The sequence below is a fragment of the Streptomyces sp. NPDC060002 genome, assembly GCF_042737245.1.
Lineage (GTDB): Bacteria > Actinomycetota > Actinomycetes > Streptomycetales > Streptomycetaceae > Streptomyces.
On record NZ_JBHWUW010000025.1, the window covers coordinates 105,014 to 123,732 of the forward strand.

Annotated in this window: 15 protein-coding genes; 7 read left to right on the forward strand and 8 right to left on the reverse strand. The window is 74.3% G+C overall.

What is annotated here, in order from left to right:
- Positions 1-6 precede the first annotated feature (6 nt).
- The 3 genes from ACFWBD_RS22640 to ACFWBD_RS22650 are packed head-to-tail and all read right to left on the reverse strand — an operon-like array spanning position 7 to position 2,280.
- Positions 7-1,224: an MAB_1171c family putative transporter gene (locus ACFWBD_RS22640; RefSeq protein ID WP_385669502.1), complete on the reverse strand. Its 1,218-nt coding sequence runs from the start codon at positions 1,222-1,224 to the stop codon at positions 7-9.
- A complete protein-coding gene (locus ACFWBD_RS22645; protein ID WP_385669505.1) occupies positions 1,217-1,762 on the reverse strand; it encodes a ParH-like protein in 546 nt (181 codons plus the stop codon). The genes ACFWBD_RS22640 and ACFWBD_RS22645 overlap by 8 nt, the downstream gene beginning before the upstream one ends.
- Before the next feature lie 59 nt (positions 1,763-1,821).
- Complete coding sequence (locus ACFWBD_RS22650) at positions 1,822-2,280, reverse strand: XRE family transcriptional regulator (protein WP_385669508.1); 459 nt, start codon at positions 2,278-2,280, stop codon at positions 1,822-1,824.
- Between the two features lie 222 nt (positions 2,281-2,502).
- Here ACFWBD_RS22650 and ACFWBD_RS22655 point away from each other — a divergent pair, with 222 nt between their 5' ends.
- The 7 genes from ACFWBD_RS22655 to ACFWBD_RS22685 all read left to right on the forward strand — a co-directional run bounded on the left by ACFWBD_RS22655 (position 2,503) and on the right by ACFWBD_RS22685 (position 11,887).
- Positions 2,503-4,521: a BTAD domain-containing putative transcriptional regulator gene (locus tag ACFWBD_RS22655; RefSeq protein WP_385669511.1), complete on the forward strand. Its 2,019-nt coding sequence runs from the start codon at positions 2,503-2,505 to the stop codon at positions 4,519-4,521.
- A gap of 271 nt (positions 4,522-4,792) precedes the next feature.
- Positions 4,793-5,878 carry a radical SAM protein gene (locus ACFWBD_RS22660; protein WP_385669514.1) on the forward strand — a complete coding sequence of 362 codons (1,086 nt, stop codon included), beginning with the start codon at positions 4,793-4,795 and terminating at the stop codon, positions 5,876-5,878.
- A 101-nt stretch (positions 5,879-5,979) separates the two neighbouring features.
- Complete coding sequence (locus tag ACFWBD_RS22665; protein WP_385669517.1) at positions 5,980-6,705, forward strand: iron-containing redox enzyme family protein; 726 nt, start codon at positions 5,980-5,982, stop codon at positions 6,703-6,705.
- Positions 6,702-6,926 (forward strand): aroma-sacti cluster domain-containing protein, encoded by a 225-nt coding sequence (locus ACFWBD_RS22670; protein WP_385669520.1) that lies wholly within the window; start codon positions 6,702-6,704, stop codon positions 6,924-6,926. Before ACFWBD_RS22665 ends, ACFWBD_RS22670 begins: the two co-directional genes overlap by 4 nt.
- Positions 6,927-6,968: 42 nt before the next feature.
- Positions 6,969-10,478, forward strand: a complete 3,510-nt coding sequence (locus ACFWBD_RS22675) for an adenylate/guanylate cyclase domain-containing protein (protein ID WP_385669523.1) — start codon at positions 6,969-6,971, stop codon at positions 10,476-10,478.
- Positions 10,479-11,324, forward strand: coding sequence for a S8 family serine peptidase (locus ACFWBD_RS22680; RefSeq protein WP_385669526.1), 846 nt, complete (start codon positions 10,479-10,481; stop codon positions 11,322-11,324).
- Positions 11,321-11,887: a GAF domain-containing protein gene (locus tag ACFWBD_RS22685; protein ID WP_385669528.1), complete on the forward strand. Its 567-nt coding sequence runs from the start codon at positions 11,321-11,323 to the stop codon at positions 11,885-11,887. Before ACFWBD_RS22680 ends, ACFWBD_RS22685 begins: the two co-directional genes overlap by 4 nt.
- A gap of 66 nt (positions 11,888-11,953) precedes the next feature.
- Here ACFWBD_RS22685 and ACFWBD_RS22690 read toward each other — a convergent pair whose 3' ends face one another.
- The 5 genes from ACFWBD_RS22690 to lanKC are packed head-to-tail and all read right to left on the reverse strand — an operon-like array spanning position 11,954 to position 18,619.
- Positions 11,954-12,976: an MsnO8 family LLM class oxidoreductase gene (locus ACFWBD_RS22690; RefSeq protein WP_385669531.1), complete on the reverse strand. Its 1,023-nt coding sequence runs from the start codon at positions 12,974-12,976 to the stop codon at positions 11,954-11,956.
- 36 nt (positions 12,977-13,012) lie between these two features.
- Entirely contained in the window at positions 13,013-13,519 is a 507-nt protein-coding gene (locus tag ACFWBD_RS22695) for a flavin reductase family protein (protein WP_385669534.1), read from the reverse strand.
- Positions 13,516-14,571: an MsnO8 family LLM class oxidoreductase gene (locus tag ACFWBD_RS22700; protein ID WP_385669537.1), complete on the reverse strand. Its 1,056-nt coding sequence runs from the start codon at positions 14,569-14,571 to the stop codon at positions 13,516-13,518. The genes ACFWBD_RS22695 and ACFWBD_RS22700 overlap by 4 nt, the downstream gene beginning before the upstream one ends.
- Complete coding sequence (locus ACFWBD_RS22705) at positions 14,568-15,881, reverse strand: MFS transporter (RefSeq protein WP_385669540.1); 1,314 nt, start codon at positions 15,879-15,881, stop codon at positions 14,568-14,570. The genes ACFWBD_RS22700 and ACFWBD_RS22705 overlap by 4 nt, the downstream gene beginning before the upstream one ends.
- On the reverse strand, positions 15,878-18,619 hold the full coding sequence (gene lanKC, locus ACFWBD_RS22710; protein ID WP_385669543.1) for a class III lanthionine synthetase LanKC: 2,742 nt from the start codon (positions 18,617-18,619) through the stop codon (positions 15,878-15,880). Before lanKC ends, ACFWBD_RS22705 begins: the two co-directional genes overlap by 4 nt.
- Between the last annotated feature and the right edge of the window lie 100 nt (positions 18,620-18,719).

Here is an 18,719-nt window from a genome sequence, read left to right on the forward strand (position 1 = left end):
CGATCATCAGGCGGACTCGCGGTCGGGTCCGCAGGCCGAGCGGGCCCGGGTGCGTACGGTGGCGACCGTGGGGGACGTGGTGAAGGCCGCGGTGACCTGCAGGAGCCAGGCCGCCTCGGCGGCCAGCGTGCCCGCCATGGGGAACGGTCCGGGGCCGGGCGGACGGGCGTCGGGCGGTCGGTGCCCGGCGCGTCTGGTCTCCAGGGCCGCGGCGATCGAGGCCGCCGCCAGCACCGCGCGGCGGTCCGCGTAGCGGTCGGTCGCCCCGGCGGCCCATTCGGGGACGGCGGTGGGGATGTAGGGGCGCAGCGCGAGATGGCCGTCGTGGATCTCGATGACGCGCCGGTAGAGAGCGAACTCTGCGCGGCGCAGGGGTGGCCGCCGGTCGGCGGCCGGATCGAGGGCGATCTGCGGGAGTTCGGTGCGCAGCGCCGACCACAGTGGCTCCAGGGCCCGGTGGGTGCGGTACGCGAACAGCCAGCGCCCGGGTGCGCCCAGTGGACCTTCGGGCAGGGCGGCCCACCAGGTCGCGGTGGCTCCGCCGGTGGCCAGCGCGGCGGTGACGACCCCCAGCACACTGCACACCGTGTCCTCGCTGGGGAGTTGGTACCCCCGGGCCAGGTTGGTGGGGATGTAGGTCAGCACCCACAGGGTCCAGACGGTGCCGGTCAAGGCGGCCAGCGTCATCAGCCGCAGGCCGGTGCGCAGCGGTCCCGCCGCCACCTGGCGTGCCTGGCCCAGGAGTTCGCGGACCAGGACGAGCAGGCACCACGAGCCGTAGCTCGCGAACAGCACGTTGTACGCCGCGAGGAACACGCGCCGCTGGACAGGTGCGGTGGCGAGGCCGTCCTCTACTCTGACGCCCGCGGCGAGCAGGAGCGCGGCCCCGGCGGCCAGGACCGCGAGGGCGAGCAGGACCTGCCGTCGTACCGGTCGCCGGTCGGCACGGGTGGGCCGCAGCGACAGAGCCACGAGGAGGAGCAGCGCGTGCGCCACGGTCTTCAGTTCGTGGGTGAGGAGCATGACGGCCGTGTCCAGGGGCGGCATGCGGTGCAGCGCGGACACCACGACCGGGGCGCGGAACAGCATGGCCGTGCCCAGGCAGGCGGCGAAGCCCGCGATGTACCGCTGCGCGGGGTCGGCCCCGCGCCAGACCGTCAGCGCGCGGTGTGCCGCGAAGGCGAGGAAGAGACCGGAGGCGAGGAGGGTGCCGAGGTCAGCCATGGCCGCCGTCCTCGCCCCCGGCGCCGCGGCCGTGCGGCCGCCCGAACAGAGTGCGCAGCCTGGACCCCTGCGGTTCGGCCGGACCGGTCCGCGCGAGATGCGCGGCGCGGGTGAGGATGAGCGAGGCGACCAACTCCGCCTCCTGCTCCTGCGGTTCGGTGTACACGCTGCGCCCGAGGACCCGCTGCACCAGGGCGAGCGGCAGGTTGGGCATCAGGACGTGCGCGGCGGCGGCCGCGGCGGGGGCGGTCTCGTAGTGGCCGCAGATCACATGGGCGGCCTCGTGCAGCAGGATGTGCTGTTGGTGCAGCGGCGTGGTGTCGGTGGCATACACGATGTAGTCGGCGCGGTCGGTGGTCACCACGAGCCCGCACGGGGTGGCCGGCCGCGAGGAGACCGGGATCAGCTCGATCGGCCTGCCGCGGGCGTGCGCGAGCGCGCTGATGAACTCGGTGACGTCGAAAGGGGTGGGCAGGGCGAGCCCGTCGACTATCTTCCGACATCGCCGCCACTGCCGTCTTCGCCGGTCGGTACGCAACTGCCGACTCCTCACACTCCGGGATCCGTGAGCAGGGCCGAGCACGAGCGGGGGAGCGGTTACGGTTCTCCGAAGCCCGCGGCGTTCTCGCGACGGGCGATGACGTCGATCATGTCGCTGATCGTGCCGACGCCTTCGGGCGAGAGATTGACGGCGCGCAGTGCGACGCTGCGCACCTCGGCGTCGCGCAGGGCGCCGAGCAGCTCCAGTTCCCGCGCGATCGCGGCGCCCTGCTCGTCGTCGAAGAAGTACACGACGGGCACGTCGAAGAACTGTGCCAGGGCTTCCAGATGACGCTTGGTGGGGTTGCCGCGGCGTCCGGTCCGCAACTGCCAGAGATAGGTGGCGGAGAAGCTCTCGCCCGTCGCCTCGCGGCAGGCGCGGGCGACCTCCTCGTGGCTGTACTGCTCGCGGTCGGGCCGGCGCACGACCCGGAACAGCGCGTCGATCCGGTCCGCCAGTGTCGCGCCGGACGACGACGCGCCGGGCGATGCCGCCCGGGCCTCGGTGTCGCCCATCACGTGCCCTCCGTCCCGTCGGGGTCACAGCAGTCGGGCAGTTCGCGTTTTGCGTTCATCCTAGCTGACGCCCCTCGAGACGGGGAGACGCCGAGAGGCACCGCTTCGGCACGCAGCGTGGCCGATAGTGGATGTTCTCAGCGTTCGGGATGGTCTGATATACGTCAATCGACTCCGGTCATTCATCTCAGCTCATGACTGCATCTGAAGGGTGGACCGGACATGGCCGAACCCCCGTGCACCGGCTTACGGTTCTCCGTCCTCGGCCCGCTCTCCGCGGCGGCTCCGGAGGCGACCGGCATGCTCGCCCTGCCGCTCGGACCGCTCAAACAGCGCCTGCTGCTGGCCATGCTGCTCTGCCGCACCCGCACCCCGGTGTCGCTCGACCTGCTCACCGAGACCCTGTGGGACGGCGAACCGCCGCGCACCGCCCGCAAGAACATCCAGGTGTACGTCTCCGCGCTGCGCAGACTCCTGGACTCGGTGGGTGCCGGCGACCGGCTGGTCCACCAGCCGGGGGGCTATCGACTCCGCGTCGGGCAAGAGGAGTTGGACAGCCTGCGCTTCCAGCGACTGGTCCGCGGCGCGCGGGAGTCCGCGCGGCAGGGCGCCGACGCCCCCGCCGCCCGGATGCTCCGGGAGGCGCTCGCCCTGCGGCGCGGACCGGCCCTGCACGAACTGCGCCACTCACCGGCGTTGCGGGCCGAGGCGCAGCTCCTCGACGCCCGTCACCTCCAGGCGTACGAGGACTGGGCGGAGGCCGAACTGCGACTGGGCCGACCCCATGAGGTCGCCGAGACGATCGGCGAACTGGCCGAGAAGCACCCGGAACGGGAACGGCTGCGGGCCGCGCAGATGAACGCCCTCTTCAGCCAGGGCAGACAGTCCGAGGCCCTCGCCGTCCACGAGTCGGTACGCCAACTCCTCGCCGCCGAGTACGGGCTGCAGCCGAGCCCGGCACTCGAGGCGCTGTACCGCTCGATGCTCTCCGGCGGCCGGGGCCGGTCCCGAGGCGGCCCGCTCGCGCAGACCATCACCGCACCGGAGCCCGCCGCAGGCCGCGGACTGGGCACCCTCCTCCCGCCGGACCTGCCGGACTTCACCGGCCGCCGAGAACAACTCGACGTGCTGGTTCGCCAGTTGACAGGGGACGAGGACGCCCTGTGCCCCGCCGGCGCATCAGGGGCGGAAGCCGCGGAGCACGGGACCGGCCTCCCGTCCGCCGGGAGCGCCGCGCACGATGAGGCCCGCCCACCCGCTCCGGACCCCGCGGACACCGTCGGCGCCGGCCGGCGGCTGATCGTGCTGAGCGGGCCGGTCGGGACCGGCAAGACCGCCCTGGCCGTCCACGCCGCCCACCGCCTCGCCCGGCGGTTCCCGGACGGACGCGTACTGATAGCGATGCGGGACGCCGCGGGCCGGCCGCGCCCGCTGGAATCGGTCCTGGCCGAACTCCGCGAACTGGCCGGACTCATGGATGCTCCGGGCGCCCAAGGGACCGCGGGGGCCCAGGACCCGGGGCGGTGCGCCGCCGCCTGGCGGACGTGGCTCGCCCGGCGCAGGGTGCTGCTCGTGCTGGACGGCTGCGCCGACGAATCCCGCGTACGGCCGCTCGTCCCGGACAGCGGAGCCAGCGCCGTGCTGGTCACCGCCAGGTCCCCGCTGGCCGGCCTCACCTCGGCCGAGCGCCTCGAACTCACGGCGTTCGACGCGGCGGACAGCCTGCGGCTGCTCGGCAGGATCGTCGGCCCCGCCCGGCTGGACGTCGGCCGCGAGGCCGCGGAACGCATCGTCGCCGCCATCGGGATGCTGCCGCTCGCAGTGCGGGTGTGCGGGCTGAAACTCGCCGTACGGCGCAACCTGTCGCTGGAGGAGTACGCGAGACGACTGGCCGACAGCGCCGTGGTGCTCGACGAGCTCGTGGCCGGCGACATGGACGTACGCCCCTGGCTGGCCTGCGGCTGGCGGGACCTGTGTCCGGCGGACCGGTCCGCGCTGCGCCTGCTCGCGGACCTCCCGGAAGGGCCCTTCACCCTCGCCCGGGCGGCCGTACGACTCACCCAGGGACAGCACGAGGCACGCCGCCGACTGGAGTCCCTCCTGGACGCCGGAGCCGTCCTCGCCCCGGCGGACGAGGTCACCGCGCACACCGCACTGTACGAACTGCCCCGGCTGGTCCGGCTGTTCGTCCGGGAACAGACAGTGCGGGAAATGACGGCGGCACCCCGGGCAACGGCCTGACGGCTCCCGGGCAACGGCCTGACGGCTCCCGAGCGAAGGCCTGACGGCTCCCGAGCAACGGCCTGACGGCTCCCGAGCGAAGGTCTGACGGCTGCCGAGCGACGGCCCGGCAGCTGCCCTGGTCAGGGTCTGGACACCCGAACGCTCCGTCGCCCGACCTGGCGATTTACCGAAACCCAACCGCTTCGGTCCGAGTGGTCAACCGGCCCCGCCCACACTGCCGGGGAGACCGTCGAGGGAGGTCGAACGCGCCGTGGAACTAGCCGAGTTGATGTCCCTGCGTCCTGTCCCCGCCGCGGGGCTGCTGCTCACCGTCACCGGACGGTGTCCGCTGCGCTGCGCCCACTGCTCCACCGCCTCGACCCTGGCCTCGGCCGAGACCGACGCCGGCCTGCTCCAGAGGTTCGTCGGCTCGTTCACGGAGGACGCCCGTCCCGCGGTGCTCATGCTAACCGGCGGCGAACCGCTGCTGCGTCCCGGCACGGTCGCCGCACTGGCCACCCGGGCCAGGGCCGCCGGGACCCGCTCCGCCCTGCTCACGGGGGCGTTCTTCGCGGCCCGCGCCACCGGCTCCGCCACCTGGCGGCCGCCCCGGGCGGTCGCGCGGGCCGTCACCGCCGTCGACCACTTCTCCGTGAGCGTCGACGCCTTCCACGAACGCGAGGTCCCACGGGCCGCCGCCTTCGCGGCCGTACGGTACGCGCTCGACGCGGGCATCGCCTCGAGCCTGCACCTCGTCGGGAACGGTCCCGACGACCCCTACCTCGAGGACGTGACGGCCGACGCCCGCCGGACCTTCGGCGACCGCGTCCCCATGCTGGTCAACACGGTGCGCCCGGTGGGGCGGGCGGCGTCCTGGGCGGCGGCGAAGACACAGGCCCGGCCCGGCCCGCGCGGGGTGCTGCCGTGCGCCATGGCGGCATGGCCGGTCGTCGCGGGCGACGGCACCGTCCTCGCCTGCTGCAACCAGGACGTGGTGGACCGCCGTCCCGTTCCGGAACACCTGCGGGTCGGCCACATCGCCCAGGACGACTGGGCCGCCGTGAGGGGACGGGTGCGGTCGGCGCCCGTGCTGCGGATGATCAGGGCGGTGGGGCCGCTCCATCTACGGGAACGATTCGGCACGTCCGCCGAGGACACGGGACCGCGGCCCGGCTACTGCGCCGGCTGCCGCGCCCTGGCCGAGCATCCCGAGGTGCTCGCCGCCACCGGGCGGGCGGGCGCGGGGGCGGCAGGCGCCCTGCTCGACCTTCATGCGACGCGCCGTCAGGTCGAGGCTGGCCCGGTGGAATTCGTCAGACGCCACGGCTCGGCCGCACACGCGCAACTGGTCGCCCTGCCGGGGACACCAAAATGAGCTCCGACACCTCGGGGGAACCCGTGGCACCGGACACCTCCGGGGGACCTGTGGTGTCCCGTGCGTCCGGAGGATCTGTGGCACCCGGTGTACCCAGGACCTTGCCCGAGCAACCCGTGGCGCTCGGAGCGGCGGGGATCGCCCTGCGCGCCCGGCTCGCCCTCACCGCGTCGGCGGTGAACGCGCCCGGCGCCCTGCTGTGGCGGTCCGAGGGACTGCCCTCGCGCTACGCCGAGTACCTGGCGGTGATGCACGGCGTGGTGCGCGCCTCGGTCCCGCTGATGGAGCGGGCCGTCGCACGCTGCGGAGATCTCGGCCCGCACGACCCGGTCGTCGCGCCGCTGGAGCGGTATCTGCGCACGCACATGGAGGAGGAACGCGACCACGACGACTGGCTGCTCGCCGACCTGCTGGCGCTGGGCGCCGACGCCGGGGCCGTGATCGCCGAGCAGCCCCCGCCGGCGGTGGCCCGGCTGACGGGCGCCGCCTACTACTGGGTGGAGCACCACCACCCCGTCGCCCTGCTCGGCTACATCGCCGTACTGGAGGCCAACGCTCCCGCCCCCTGGCTGGCGGATCGGATCGCCGCCGCCGGAGTGCCGCGGGACGCGCTGCGGACGGTCCGGGAGCACGCCGTGCTGGACGCCGACCACACCCACGCGCTCTTCGCCCTGCTCGACGCACTGCCCCTGACACCCGTCCTGCGGCGCGCCGTCACCACGAGCGCCCTGCACACCGTGGACGGCCTCGTCGCACTGCTCACCCGCATCGGACGGGCGCCGCACCGCCCACACCACCGCACCAGGGGAGGGAGACACCCGTCATGACCGACCGCATCGAGGGGACCACGGGGTCCGGCGACGACACGCTCGACGTCCTGGAGGAGCAAGGTTTCGGCATCGACGCGCTCACCGAGGAACAGCGTCAGGTGCTGAAGGACCTCAGCACGGAGGAACTGGACCTGATCCTCGACATCAAGCACCGGCTCGACGAGGCGGGGCCGGAAGTACAGGCGCACAGCGAGATCGCCGGCGGGGCGCTCTTCTGATCCGATTCCGTGGCGGCGTGTCACGGACGAGAGGAGCCGGCCATGCCGTGTGCCGCCTGCGACGGGGCGCTGCCCCCGAAGGCACGGTTCTGCCCGTTCTGCGGGACGGCCGTCGGATCCGCCGGCGCGCCGGCCGTCGAGGAACGCAAGGTCGTCACCGTGGTCTTCTGCGACATGGTGGGCTCCACCGCCCTGTCCGGCGTACTGGACCCCGAGACCCTGCGGAGCGTGGTCCTGCGGTACTTCGACCGGATGCGGGCGCCGCTGGAGCGACACGGCGGCACCGTGGAGAAGTTCATCGGGGACGCCGTCATGGCGGTGTTCGGGGTCCCTGTGACACATGAGGACGACGCCCGCCGCGCACTGGCGGCGACACTCGCCATGCTGGACGCCGTACGCGAACTCAACGAGACCGAGCTGCACCCCGCCCTGGGCATCAGGCTCGGCGTGCGCATCGGCGTCAACACCGGCTCCGCCGTGACCAGTACGGACGTCTCCACACGCCAGGCCCTGGTGGCCGGCGAGACGGTCAACGTCGCCGCCCGGCTGGAGCAGCACGCCGCGGAGGGCGAGGTGCTGATCGGCCCCGAGACGCGCCGCGCGGCCGGGCCCGCCGCCCGCACCGAACCCGTCGGCCCCCTGAGTTTGAAGGGGAAGACCGCGCCCGTGACCGCGTACCGTCTGCTGGGTCTCGTCGAGGACGACCCGGAACTCTCGCGCCGCTTCGACGTGCCCTTCGTCGGACGCACCCGTGAACTCGCCGCCCTGGAACGGGCCCTGACCGACGCCGTGGACGGGCGCGACGGCCCACGCCTGCTGTTCCTGCACGGCGAGGCCGGGATGGGCAAGACCCGCCTCGTCCACGAGTGGCGCCGCACGACGGTCACGGCCTGCGCCCACGGCTCGGGCCGCGCGCGCCCCTACGGCGAGCAGGGCAGCCTCACCCCGCTGGCCGACGCGCTGCGGCAACTGCTCCCGCAGTACCCCGAGGTGACGGAGCCGTCCGGCGGCCTTCCGCCGGACGAGTACGCCGAGGTCCGGCAGGCCCTCGCGGTGCTGGCGGGCGGCCTGTTGGAGGACGGCACGCCCAGCCCTTCGGCGGACGACACGTGCGCCGCGGTCCGTGATCTGCTCGCTGTTCTCGCGCGGATCCGGCCTTTCGTACTGATGGTCGACGACGGCCAGTGGGCCGGCGACCTGCTGCTCGACATGCTCGGCACGCTGGCCGAGGAACTCGCCTCGGCCGCCGCGCTGTTCGTGTGCGCGGCACGTCCCGAGCTCTTCGACCGCCGTCCCGGGCGGGGCGGCGCGCGGCCGGTGGCCCGGTCGCTGCCGCTGCCCGGGCTGACCGCCGACGAGGCGGGCGCCGTGGCCGCGGCGCTCGTCGAGGCGAGGGTGGACCGGAGCGGCGGGGGAGCGGACACCGGGTTCGACGGCGGAGTGCCGGCCCAGGTGCTGGAGGCGGCCGGCGGCAACCCGCTCCACCTGGAACATCTGCTCGCGGCACTCACCGACCACGGAGCCGACCACCGAGGGGATCTCGGAGCCGACCACCGAGCGGATCTCGGAGCCGACCACCGAGCGGATCTCGGAACCGGCCTCGGAACCGGCCTCGGAACCGGCCACCGAGCCGAGCACGCGCCGGACGGCGTGGGCGGGCTGCCGACCACCCTCCAGGCCCTGCTCGGTGCCCGGATCGGCGCGCTGGGCCGACTGGAGCGCGTCACCCTCGACCTGGCGGCCGTGGTGGGGCGGGAGTTCACCGTGGACGACGTCGTGGCCCTCGCCGCGCACGACAGCGAGAGCGCGCCCGGGGGAGCGCTGCACACCGGCGCGGCGGCGGCCGGGGAGCAGCCGCTGCGCGGCCGGATCGACGCCGCCATCGAACGGCTGGGCCGCCACCGTCTGGTCGACGCGGCGGATCAGGCCGACGGAACGGTCCCGGCCCGCCGGTTCAGCAGCGGGGTGGTGCACGAGATCACCTACCAGTCCATGGCGAAGCGGGCGCGGGCCGAGCGGCACGAGCGGACCGCCGTCCTGCTCGCCGGACGCCTGCCGGAACCGGAGGCACGCGGCGAGGGCCGGGCCGTGGAGGCGGGTGCGGCGGTGGCCGGCCACCTGGAGCACGCCTACCGCTACCGGGCCGAACTCGGCATCGCCGACGCCCGCACCGACGGACTGCGGCGCGCGGCCGTCCGTCGTCTTCTCGACTGCGGCGCCCAGGCGCTGGCCCGCTCGGACCTCGCCTGGGCCGGCGGCCTGCTGAGCCGCGCCCTGGAGGCGGCGGGACCGGGCGAACCCGAATGGACGGCCGCCGCCCGCGGGCTCGGCGAGGTCCGTCTCGCCACCGGCCACACCGACGAGGGCCGGGCCCTGCTGGAGGCTGTCCTGAAGCAGGACGGCGACGCGCCGAGCCGGGCCCGGGAAGAGACGCACGACCCGGACACACCGGCGCGGGACGCGGTAGGAGTCGGTTTCCCCGCAGGGGAGGCGCCGGGCGCGTGCGTACGGCCCCCCGCCGCCCGGCCGGACGTCGAGGCCGCCCATGCCCGGCTCGCCCTGGCCGTCGTGTCGCCGGCGGCCGCGGGCGGCAGCCCCGCGGAGGTCGCCGCACGGACCATGGCCGTCTTCGAGCGGGCCGGTGACGAACTCGGACAGGCCAGGGCATGTCTGCGGCTGGCGCAGGAGCGGCAGCTCCAGGGCCGGCACACCGCCGCCGACGGACTGCTGACCCGGGGCCTCGGACACGCCGAGCGGTCGGGCGCCGAACCGGAACGGGCACGGGCCCTGGGCGCCATCGGGATCTCCCTGTGGCGCGGCCCCGAGCCGGTACCGCAGGCCGTCGCCCGCGGCCGCGACCTGCTCTCGCGGCACGGCGAGCGGCGCCCCACCGTCCGGCTCACCCTGAACTGCCCGCTGGCGGTGCTGCTCGCCCTCCAGGAACGGCAGGAGGAGGCGCACGCCTGTCTCGCGCGGGCACGACGGCTCGCCGACGGGCTCGGCTACGCCGAAGGAGCGGTGGCGCTGCCCCTGTTCGAGGCCGCCGTCGAGACCCTCGCGGGCCGTCCCGAACGGGCCCTCGCCCTGCTGGACGAGGCCGACGCCGCCGGGCGCGCGCTGCGGGCCGACGGACTGCTGGGCGCCGTGGCCCGCGAGTCGGCCCGGCTGCTCCTGGACGCCGGCCGCACCGACGAGGCCGCCGCACGGCTGGCCCCGACCACCGCGACGGCGAGCCCGGCCGGTGCCGACGCCGCCGACCAGGACGGCCTGCTCGCGCGGATCGCGGTGCTGCGAGGGCGGACCGACGAGGCACAGGTGCTCGCGGAGCGGGCCGTGCACACGGCCGCCCGCACGGACTCGCCCGTCGTCCTGGCGACCGCCTGGCTCGACCGTTCCGAGGTCCTGCACCGGGCGGGCCGCCGTCCGCAGGCCCTCGCCGCGGCCACCCGTGCCGTCCGCCGCTTCGAGGCGAAGGGACACCTGCCCGGCGCGCGCCGGGCTGCGGAACTCCACCTGCGCCTGACACGACCCCCGACTGCGAAGGACCGCTGAATGGACACGGCGAGAACGGCGACGCGCCGCCCCGACCTGGTGTGGAGCCTGCGCGGCAAGCGCCCGCAGGACATCGGGGTGACCGCCGACGGTGAACGCCCAGCACCCGCCTGGGACTGGCGGGACGCACGTGGCCGGGGGGTCCGGGTGTGCGTAGTGGACTCCGGGGTGGAGGACGGTCATCCACTGATCGGCCGGGTGAACGGCGCCTGGACCGTGGCGAAGGACGAACACGGGACACGGGTGGAGGAGACGGACGCCACCGACGGCTGCGGTCACGGCACGGCCTGCGCCGGCATCATCCGGCGGACCGCACCCGAGTGCGAGCTGTACAGCGTGCAGGTGCTGGGCAGGACCTTCGGCGGAACGGGCGACGTCCTGCTGGCCGGCCTGCGCTTCGCGATCCACGAGGGCTTCGACGTCATCAACCTCAGTCTGTCCACCACGCGCGTCCGGTTCATGGAGGAACTGCGGGCCCTGGCGGACGAGGCGTACTTCCGCCGCACCGTGATAGTCGCCTCCGCCCACAACACCCAGGTGGAGAGCTTCCCCTGGAGGTTCGCGTCGGTGATCTCGGTCGGCAGTCACGCGGAGGCCGACCCGGAGCTGCACCTGTACAACCCGCGGCCCCCGGTGGAGTTCTTCGCCCCGGGCCAGAACGTCGAGGTCGCCTGGCTCGGCGGGACGACCATCCGCACCACCGGCAACAGCTTCGCCACGCCGTACGTGACCGGGCTGTGCGCCCGGGTCCTCTCCAGGCACCGCAGACTGACGAGCTTTCAGCTCAAGAACGCGCTCTATCTGTCCTCGGCCAACGTACAGATCGGCATGAGAGGTGCCCCGTGAACGTCAACAGCGCTGAGAACGATCCGCTCTCCCAGGAACTGCTCCGGTCCGTGGTCGACGTGGCACGGGCCATCTTCGGCGCTGCCGCCAGCTCGGTGTTCCTGCTGGACGAGGAGCGGCACGAACTCGTCTTCCAGGCGGTCTCGGGGCAGGGGGAGGACATGCTGGTGGGGCGGCGATTCCCGGCGTCGACCGGGATCGCCGGCTGGGTGGCGCTGTCCGGCGAGCCCATGATCGTGGACGACCTGACCCGAAGCGCCGCCTTCGACCGGGACCTGGCCGAGTCCACCGCGTACGTCCCCGACGCGCTCATGGCCGCTCCGCTCACCCACGGCGACCGGGTCCTGGGAGTGCTGGAGGTGCTCGACCCCGCGCCCCAGTCCAGATCCAGCCTCGACGAGCTGGACCTGCTGGCCCTGTTCGCCCGGCAGGCGTCGGTGGGGCTGCGGGTGCTCGCCGACCGCCGGCGTCAGGCGGACGGTCCCGCCCTCGGCCGCGACGATCTGGCAGCGGCTCTGCGCATGGCCGAGGACCTGCGCCGGCTGCTGGAGACATCGGCCTGAGCACCACGACGAGAACCGCGGGCAGGGCCCTCGCCCGGTCCGCGGTTCTCGTCCCCGGGAGCGGTGTCAGGCAGTCCGCGCGCTCGCGCGGCGGGTCGCGCGCAGCGCGTCCGCGGTCAGCCGCAGGGTCCGGTGACGCGCCGGGCCCGCCAGCTCGTACGGGGTGACCATCACCTCGTCCACACCCAACTCGTCCACCAGTGACCCCAGTTCGGCGGCCACCCGGGCCGGCGCGCCGCGCACCACCTGGTTCTCCTCCAGGATCCGCAGGGCGAGACGGCTCGACCGGACCGCGGCCGACAGGTCCTGGGGGCCGGCCAGCAGCGCGGAGGTCCGCAACGCCAGTGCCTCGGCCTCCTCGTCGGTGCCGGCGCACACCACGTTCACCGCGGCGACCAGATGCGGCGGTCCGCCGTCGGGCCCCGGCTCGAACGCGGCCCGGTACCGCTCCAGCGCGGCCCGCCGGCACTTGGACCGGCCCAGATGGTGTCCGTACGCGAACGGCAGTCCGCGCTCCGCGGCGATCCGGGCACTGCTCTCGCTCGCGCCCAGGACGTGCACCTCGGGCGGTGTCGCGGCGGCCGGGGCCACGCGCAGGGCGTGGAAGCGGCGGCGGTCGGGCCCGCGTCGGCGCAGGAGGCCCAGGAGCTCGTCGACGTGTGCCGGGAAGTCGGCCACGCCCCGGGGATCGCGGCGCAGGGCCTCCTCCAGCAGGCCGTTTGCCGCCGGACCGGCCAGCGAGCGGCCGAGGCCCAGGTCGACGCGGCCGGGGTGCAGCGCGGCCAGGGTGGCGAACTGCTCGGCGACGGTGAAGGGCGGGTGGTTGGGCAGCATGACGCCGCCGGAGCCGACCCGGATCCGCTCGGTGAGTGCGGCGATGTGCGCGATCAGCACGGCGGGCACTCCGCTCACCGTCCGCTGCGACGAGTGGTGTTCGGCGACCCAGATCCGGTGGTAGCCGTGGGCGTCGGCGATACGGGCCGACTCCACCAGGTCCTGGACGGCCTGCTCGGCGGAGGTCCCGGGCAGCCGGGCCCCCATCTCGAGCACGGACACGAGGAAGGGCGGGCGCGGCAGGGCCATGGTCATGGGGCGCTCCGGGGTCGCTCGGGTGCGGAGGGCTGCTCAGGGGCGGAAGCCGCCGCCGAAGTACAGCAGCGGTTCGTCCTGGGTTCCGTGCGCGGCGTCGAGCACCGACCCGAGCACGATGGAGTGGTCGCCGCCGTCGTGGACGGCGGCCAGGGAGCACTCCAGCCAGGCGAGCGCGCCGCAGAGCAGCGGGGCGCCGGTGAACCGGCCGCGGAAGGTGTCGACCGCGTCGAACTCACGCCCCGCGCGCGGGCGTCGGCGATCGGCGAAGTGCCGGGCCAGCCGGACCTGCCCGGCACCGAGGACGGACACGGCGAAGCGGCGCTCCGCCAGTACGGCCTCGTGCAGCTGCGCCGCGCGCGCCACGCAGACGAGCACGAGCGGCGGGTCCAGCGCGACCGACGTGAAGGAGTTCGCCGTCATCCCCCGCGGAGCCTCGCGGCCCGCGGTGAGCACGGTCACCCCGGTCGCGAACCGGCCTAGGACCCCGCGCAGCCGGTCCGGCGCGAGGGCCTCGGCGCTCCCGGTCGTCGGCGCCGTCATGAGCGGGCGGTCCGTTCCGCCGGCCGTACCCGACGGGCCGCGGCGGTCAGGCGCAGCGTGCGGCAGCGTGCCGCCCCCGTCAGCTCGAAGGGGGCGATCATCAGCTCGTCCGCGCCGAACTCGGCGACCAGTGACTCCAGTTCGGCCGCCACCCTGGCCGGGGCCCCGTGCACGACCGCGTACTCCTCCAGCGCCTCGCGGGCCAGGGACTCCTCACGGGCCGAGGACAGCGGACCGTCCGGCGCGAGATCGGAGTGGGCGACGACGTAGGCCGCGGTCCGCAGGGCCAGGGACTCGGCCAGCTCGTCGGTCTCGGCGCAGACCACCTGCACGGAGACGAGGAGCCGGGGCCGGGTGCCGTCCGGCCCGGCCCGGAACTCCGAGCGGTAGCGGGCCACCGCCGACGGCCGCCTGACGGTACGGCTGAGATGGTGGCCGTAGGCGAAGGGCAGACCCCGTTCCGCCGCCAGGCGCGCGCTGTTCTCGCCGGCGCCCAGGACGTGCACCTCGGGAACGCCCGCGGTGTGCGGGGTCAGCGGCAGGGCGTGGAACCGATGCCGCTCGGGGCCTCGGTGGTGCAGGAAGCCGAGCAGCTCGTCGACCTGCTCGGGAAACCGGGCGGACGCGTCGGGCGCGCGCCGCAGGGCGGCCTCCAGCAGCCGGTGGCCCTGGGTGGATCCGCCGGAGGAACGGCCGACGCCCAGGTCGATACGGCCGGGGTGGAGGGCCTCGAGGGTGGCGAACTGCTCGGCGACGGTGAAGGGCGGGTGGTTGGGCAGCATGACGCCGCCGGAGCCGACCCGGATCCGCTCGGTGAGTGCGGCGATGTGCGCGATCAGCACGGCGGGAACGCTGCTGGCGCTCTTCCCCGCGGCGTGGTGCTCGGCGACCCAGACGCGGTGGTAGCCGTGCGCCTCGGCGGTCCTGGCCACGTCGACCACGTCCTGGACGGCCTGCTCCGCGGTCGTCCCGCCGAGATGCCCGCCCCGTTCGAGCACGGAGAACGCGACACGCGACAGGAGAAGGTCCACGGACTGTGCGGAACCGGTCATGGTTCACTCCGGGCTTGCTCGGCGGGATCGGCGGGATCGGCGGGATCGGCGGTCCGGGTGCGCTCCGGCGTGGGCAGAGCGAGGGCCAGCAGCGCGAGCGCCGCGAAACCGGCGCCGAGGACCAGGCCGGTCACCGGGAGCGAGCAGGCGACCAGCAGGGTTCCGGCGGCCAGCGGCGCGCAGGGTTGCAGCAACTGCACCACGAAGTCGTTGGCGGTGGTGACCCGGCCGTAGATCTCCGCGGGGATCGTGGTGGCCATCACCGAGACGACGGCGGCGTTGATGGCGGGGACGAGCAGACACATCGCCGAGAACGCGGCGACGAAGGCGAGTGTGCTGCCGCTCGCCCAGGCCGTGACCAGCAGGACGGCGGCGACCGCCGGACCGGTCGCGACCAGCACCGGCAGGGGCAGCGCCCGCTGGAGGCGGGGAGCGGCGAGGGAGCCGAGGAGACCGGCCAGGGCGGCGGTGCTCAGCGCCCAGCCGACGGCCCGCGCGCCGCCGGGTTCGCGGCCCACGCCGAGCAGCAGGGCCGAGCCGAACATGGTGAAGGCGACGGTCAGCCCGCTGAAGATGACGGTGGAGCGGCGCAGGAACCGGTCCCGGGCCAGGTGCCGCAGCCCCACCGTCAGCTCCTGCCAGAAGCCGGGCGGCGGCCCCCATCGCACGGCGCCCTTCGCGCGCGGCGTCCTGGGGGGCGCCGCCCGGACCGCGCGGGAGGTCGCCGCGATGCAGACCGCCGACGCCAGGAAGGTCACGGCGTCCACCGCGAACGGCAGCGCCACGGACACCCCGATCAGCAGGCCCGCCGTGGCCGGCCCGGCCATCTCGGCCGCGTAGGCGCGAGCCTGGTTCAGCGACACGGCCGCCGGGATCTCCTCGGGCCTGACGACCTGCCGGATCAGCTGGTACTGCGACGGCTTGAACACCTCGGAGGCGCTCACCGACACCACCACCGCGGTGAGCGCCAGCCACAGGGGCAGCGGCCGCGCCAGCACACACAGCGTCAGCGTCACGACGACCGCGAGACGGAGGAGGTCGGCGCCGATCAGCAGTCCACGCTGGTCGAAGCGGTCGCTCGCCAGCCCCGCCGGAATGCGTACGAGAAGCCCGGCGGCGGCCAGCACCGAGCCGACGAGGGCGACGGAGGTGGTCGGATATCCGGCGGCCAGCAGGGCCAGCGGCAGCGCCACCGCCGACATCGAGGAGCCGAAGCCGGACAGCGCCTGGCCCGCCCACAGCAGCCGGTAGTCGCGGTTGTGGCGCAGCACCCCCGCCCGGCCCTGTGCCGCCGGGGCCGTGGCCGTCATACGGCGACCCCCGGACCGGGCGGCGGAGCCGGCAGGTCGTCGAGGACGAAGTTGCTGTTCGTGCGCAGTCCCGGCGCGGCGTGCCGGATCCGGTCGAGGAACAGGGCGACGCCCGCCGATCCGGTGGCCAGGTCGCAGCTTTCGCGCAGCGCCTGCTCGCCGGGGAAGACGATGCCCTCCGGCCGCCGTACCGCGTGGCACAGCACCGACTCCGCCGCCCGCTCCGCGTCGCCGAGCAGCTCCGGGTCGCCGAGGAACTCGTAGGCGTCCAGCAGGGCGTTGCCGATGCCGCTGACGCCGTGGAACAGCTGGGTGAGGCCGGTGTACTTGCGACGGACGTCGGGGAGGAGGCGCTCCGCCTCCTTGCGCAGCCGCTCCTCACCGGTGGCGTCCCAGTAGCGCAGCAGCGTGGTCAGCACGCCCGCCGTGCCCTCGTCCCAGTAGTGGCGGCGCACCGGCGGGCCGTCGCCGTCGTGGAACGAGGGGAAGGACAGCACCCCGCTCAGTGAGGGGAAGGCGAGCCCCAGGTCGAAGTCCAGCGCGGACAGGCCGAGTTCGAGCGCCGCTTCGTCGCCGGTGGCGGAGTGCAGCGCCAGCAGGAAGAGCGCGACGCCGGAGGCGCCGTACCCGTAGCCGACCGGCACCCGGTCGGCCGAGTCGGCCCAGTGCGCCTTTCCGCCCTCCCGCCGGGCCGTCGCCGCCAGCCAGTCGCCGATCTCCCGGGCCCGGTCGAGGAACTCGGGCAGCCCGTGGTCCCGCCACAGCCGCAGACAGGCCATGCCGTGGCCGGCCGCGCCGGTCAGGACGCCGGGTTCGGTGTGCAGCAGCGGGTGCCCGCCGGCTTCCCGCAGCAGCCGTACCGCCTGGTCCCGGTGGCCCAGCGCGGAGAGGGTCCAGGCCGCGCCCGCGGCGCCGTAGTACAGGCCGGGCGGAAGCGCGTCCTGATGGGTCGGACGGGTCAGGGACCATGCCAGGAAGGCGTCCGGGACCTCCCGCCCCAGGGTGTGCAGCGCGTACAGGCAGCCGTAGGCGCCGTGCGCGAGCGAGAGCCCGTTGGTCTCGAACACCAGGACGTCCGCGGGGAAGAGCCGGTCCGCGCGGGAGGTGTCCGCAGTGCCGTTCAGGTAGTCGACGACGCCGTCGAGGGTCTCGTCGATCCGCCCGTGCAGCCGCGCGGTGCGCTCCGGGTCGGGCAGACGGCGGCCGGCCAGAGGCGGCGACTGCCGCCAGGCGGTGGCGAACGGCAGCCGGGCGATCCGCCGTCGCAGTTCGACCGGATCGGGCAGGCGCTCGTCCTCGCTGTAGAGCTCCTCGACCAGGGAGACCAGCTCCGGCGGCAGCGCGAGGTCCTCGGCCAGTTCGGCCAGCACGCGCAGCGGCACGTCGTGGTCGATCATGTCGTTCTGCTGGCAGGCGATCATGGTGCCGAGCATCAGTCCGCCCAGCGCGTAGTAGTCGGTACGGCGGTCCCCGCGCCGGGCGGTCAGGGCGCGCCGGGTGACCATGCCCGGAGTGCACAGCCCGGCCCCCCGGTCGACGCCCTCGTGGAAGGCCGACTCCAGGTCGATGATGCGGATCCGGTCGTCGGCGGTGATCATCACATTGGTGGGGGAGAGATCGCCGAGCACGATGCCGCGCTCGTGGCACACGGCGACGGCGTCCGCGATCTGGAGCCACAGCCCCTGGAGCCGTCGGTAGTAGTCGGACAGCCGGGCCGGTGTCGGGTCGAGTTCGAAGACCGGGTTCTGGGTGGTGGTCAGCAGTCCGAGGTACTCGTCACCCACCCACTCCTCGACGAGGTACGAGTGCTCCCACTGCCGGAAGAAGCCCAGCGGCCGCACGAAGTACCCGGTGTCCGCGAGCTCGACGAGCAGGTCGTACTCGTGGCGCAGCAGCTCGACGGCGTCGATCCCCTCCGGTCCGATCTGCACGCCGGGCCGGGCCTCGCGCAGGACGACGTCGGCTCCGGTGACGGTGTCGACGGCCCGGTAGATGCCACCGCGGTTACTGAACATCAGGGCGCTCGAGATCTCGTACCGCCCGTTCAGCAGCCGGGTGCCCTCGGCCTCGGCCGGCGACGGGCCGGCCGGCGGACCCTGCCCGGTCACGGGGTCGACCGCCCACTCCGGCATGCTCCAGTAGGGAGTGCGCAGATCGCGCACCAGGGTGCCGTCGGGCGCCTCGATCAGCAGCTCCAGCAGGCCGAGCGGCTGAAGCCGGAAGCGGCTGGTGAACCCGCCGTAGCGGTACGAGACGACACGTGAGCCCGGATAGCGCCGGTCCGACAGCACATACGGCCCCTCGAACCCGCTCAGCGCCTCGGTCAGGGCGCGGCCGACGGCGTGGAAGGTATCGTCGTCCGGCGGGTAGACGGTGATGAACTTCCCGCTCGACTCGCGCGAGAAGGACTTGCTGTTGAACTCGAGCACCTCGGCGGGGTCGACGAGGAACTTGAACCGCACCCCGGCGTCGCGCAGCACGGGCAGGCTGTGCCGCAGGGTTTCGGCGCTGGTGCGGGAGGTGGCGGAGACGTGCAGCTTCCAGCCCTGGCCGAGTTCCGGGGCGCCGGGCGGGTCGGCGACGAACCAGTGGCCGAAGCGCCGCAGCCGCCAGTCGCCCGGCATCCGCGCGCGGAAGGCGGCCAGATGGGTGCTGTCCGGCCGACGGCTGCTCGCGCCCTCGAACCAGCGCGGGTGGTACTTCAGGTAACGCAGCATCGTGTCCCAGGGCAGCTGCATGCCTGCGGGCTCCTCTCGTCCAGGTCCGGCCGTTCACGTCCGGTCGTACAGGTCCGCTCGTCCACGTCCGGCCGGCCCGGTGGCGGACCACCACCGGGCC

Coding starts and splice junctions, on each gene's coding strand:
- ACFWBD_RS22680 (WP_385669526.1), top strand. CDS start 10,479: ATGGACACGGCGAGAACGGCGACGCGCCGCCCCGACCTGGTGTGGAGC.
- ACFWBD_RS22670 (WP_385669520.1), top strand. CDS start 6,702: ATGACCGACCGCATCGAGGGGACCACGGGGTCCGGCGACGACACGCTC.
- ACFWBD_RS22705 (WP_385669540.1), bottom strand. CDS start 15,881: ATGACGGCCACGGCCCCGGCGGCACAGGGCCGGGCGGGGGTGCTGCGC.
- ACFWBD_RS22700 (WP_385669537.1), bottom strand. CDS start 14,571: ATGACCGGTTCCGCACAGTCCGTGGACCTTCTCCTGTCGCGTGTCGCG.
- ACFWBD_RS22650 (WP_385669508.1), bottom strand. CDS start 2,280: ATGGGCGACACCGAGGCCCGGGCGGCATCGCCCGGCGCGTCGTCGTCC.
- ACFWBD_RS22675 (WP_385669523.1), top strand. CDS start 6,969: ATGCCGTGTGCCGCCTGCGACGGGGCGCTGCCCCCGAAGGCACGGTTC.
- ACFWBD_RS22660 (WP_385669514.1), top strand. CDS start 4,793: ATGTCCCTGCGTCCTGTCCCCGCCGCGGGGCTGCTGCTCACCGTCACC.
- ACFWBD_RS22695 (WP_385669534.1), bottom strand. CDS start 13,519: ATGACGGCGCCGACGACCGGGAGCGCCGAGGCCCTCGCGCCGGACCGG.
- ACFWBD_RS22640 (WP_385669502.1), bottom strand. CDS start 1,224: ATGGCTGACCTCGGCACCCTCCTCGCCTCCGGTCTCTTCCTCGCCTTC.
- ACFWBD_RS22655 (WP_385669511.1), top strand. CDS start 2,503: ATGGCCGAACCCCCGTGCACCGGCTTACGGTTCTCCGTCCTCGGCCCG.
- lanKC (WP_385669543.1), bottom strand. CDS start 18,619: ATGCAGCTGCCCTGGGACACGATGCTGCGTTACCTGAAGTACCACCCG.
- ACFWBD_RS22690 (WP_385669531.1), bottom strand. CDS start 12,976: ATGACCATGGCCCTGCCGCGCCCGCCCTTCCTCGTGTCCGTGCTCGAG.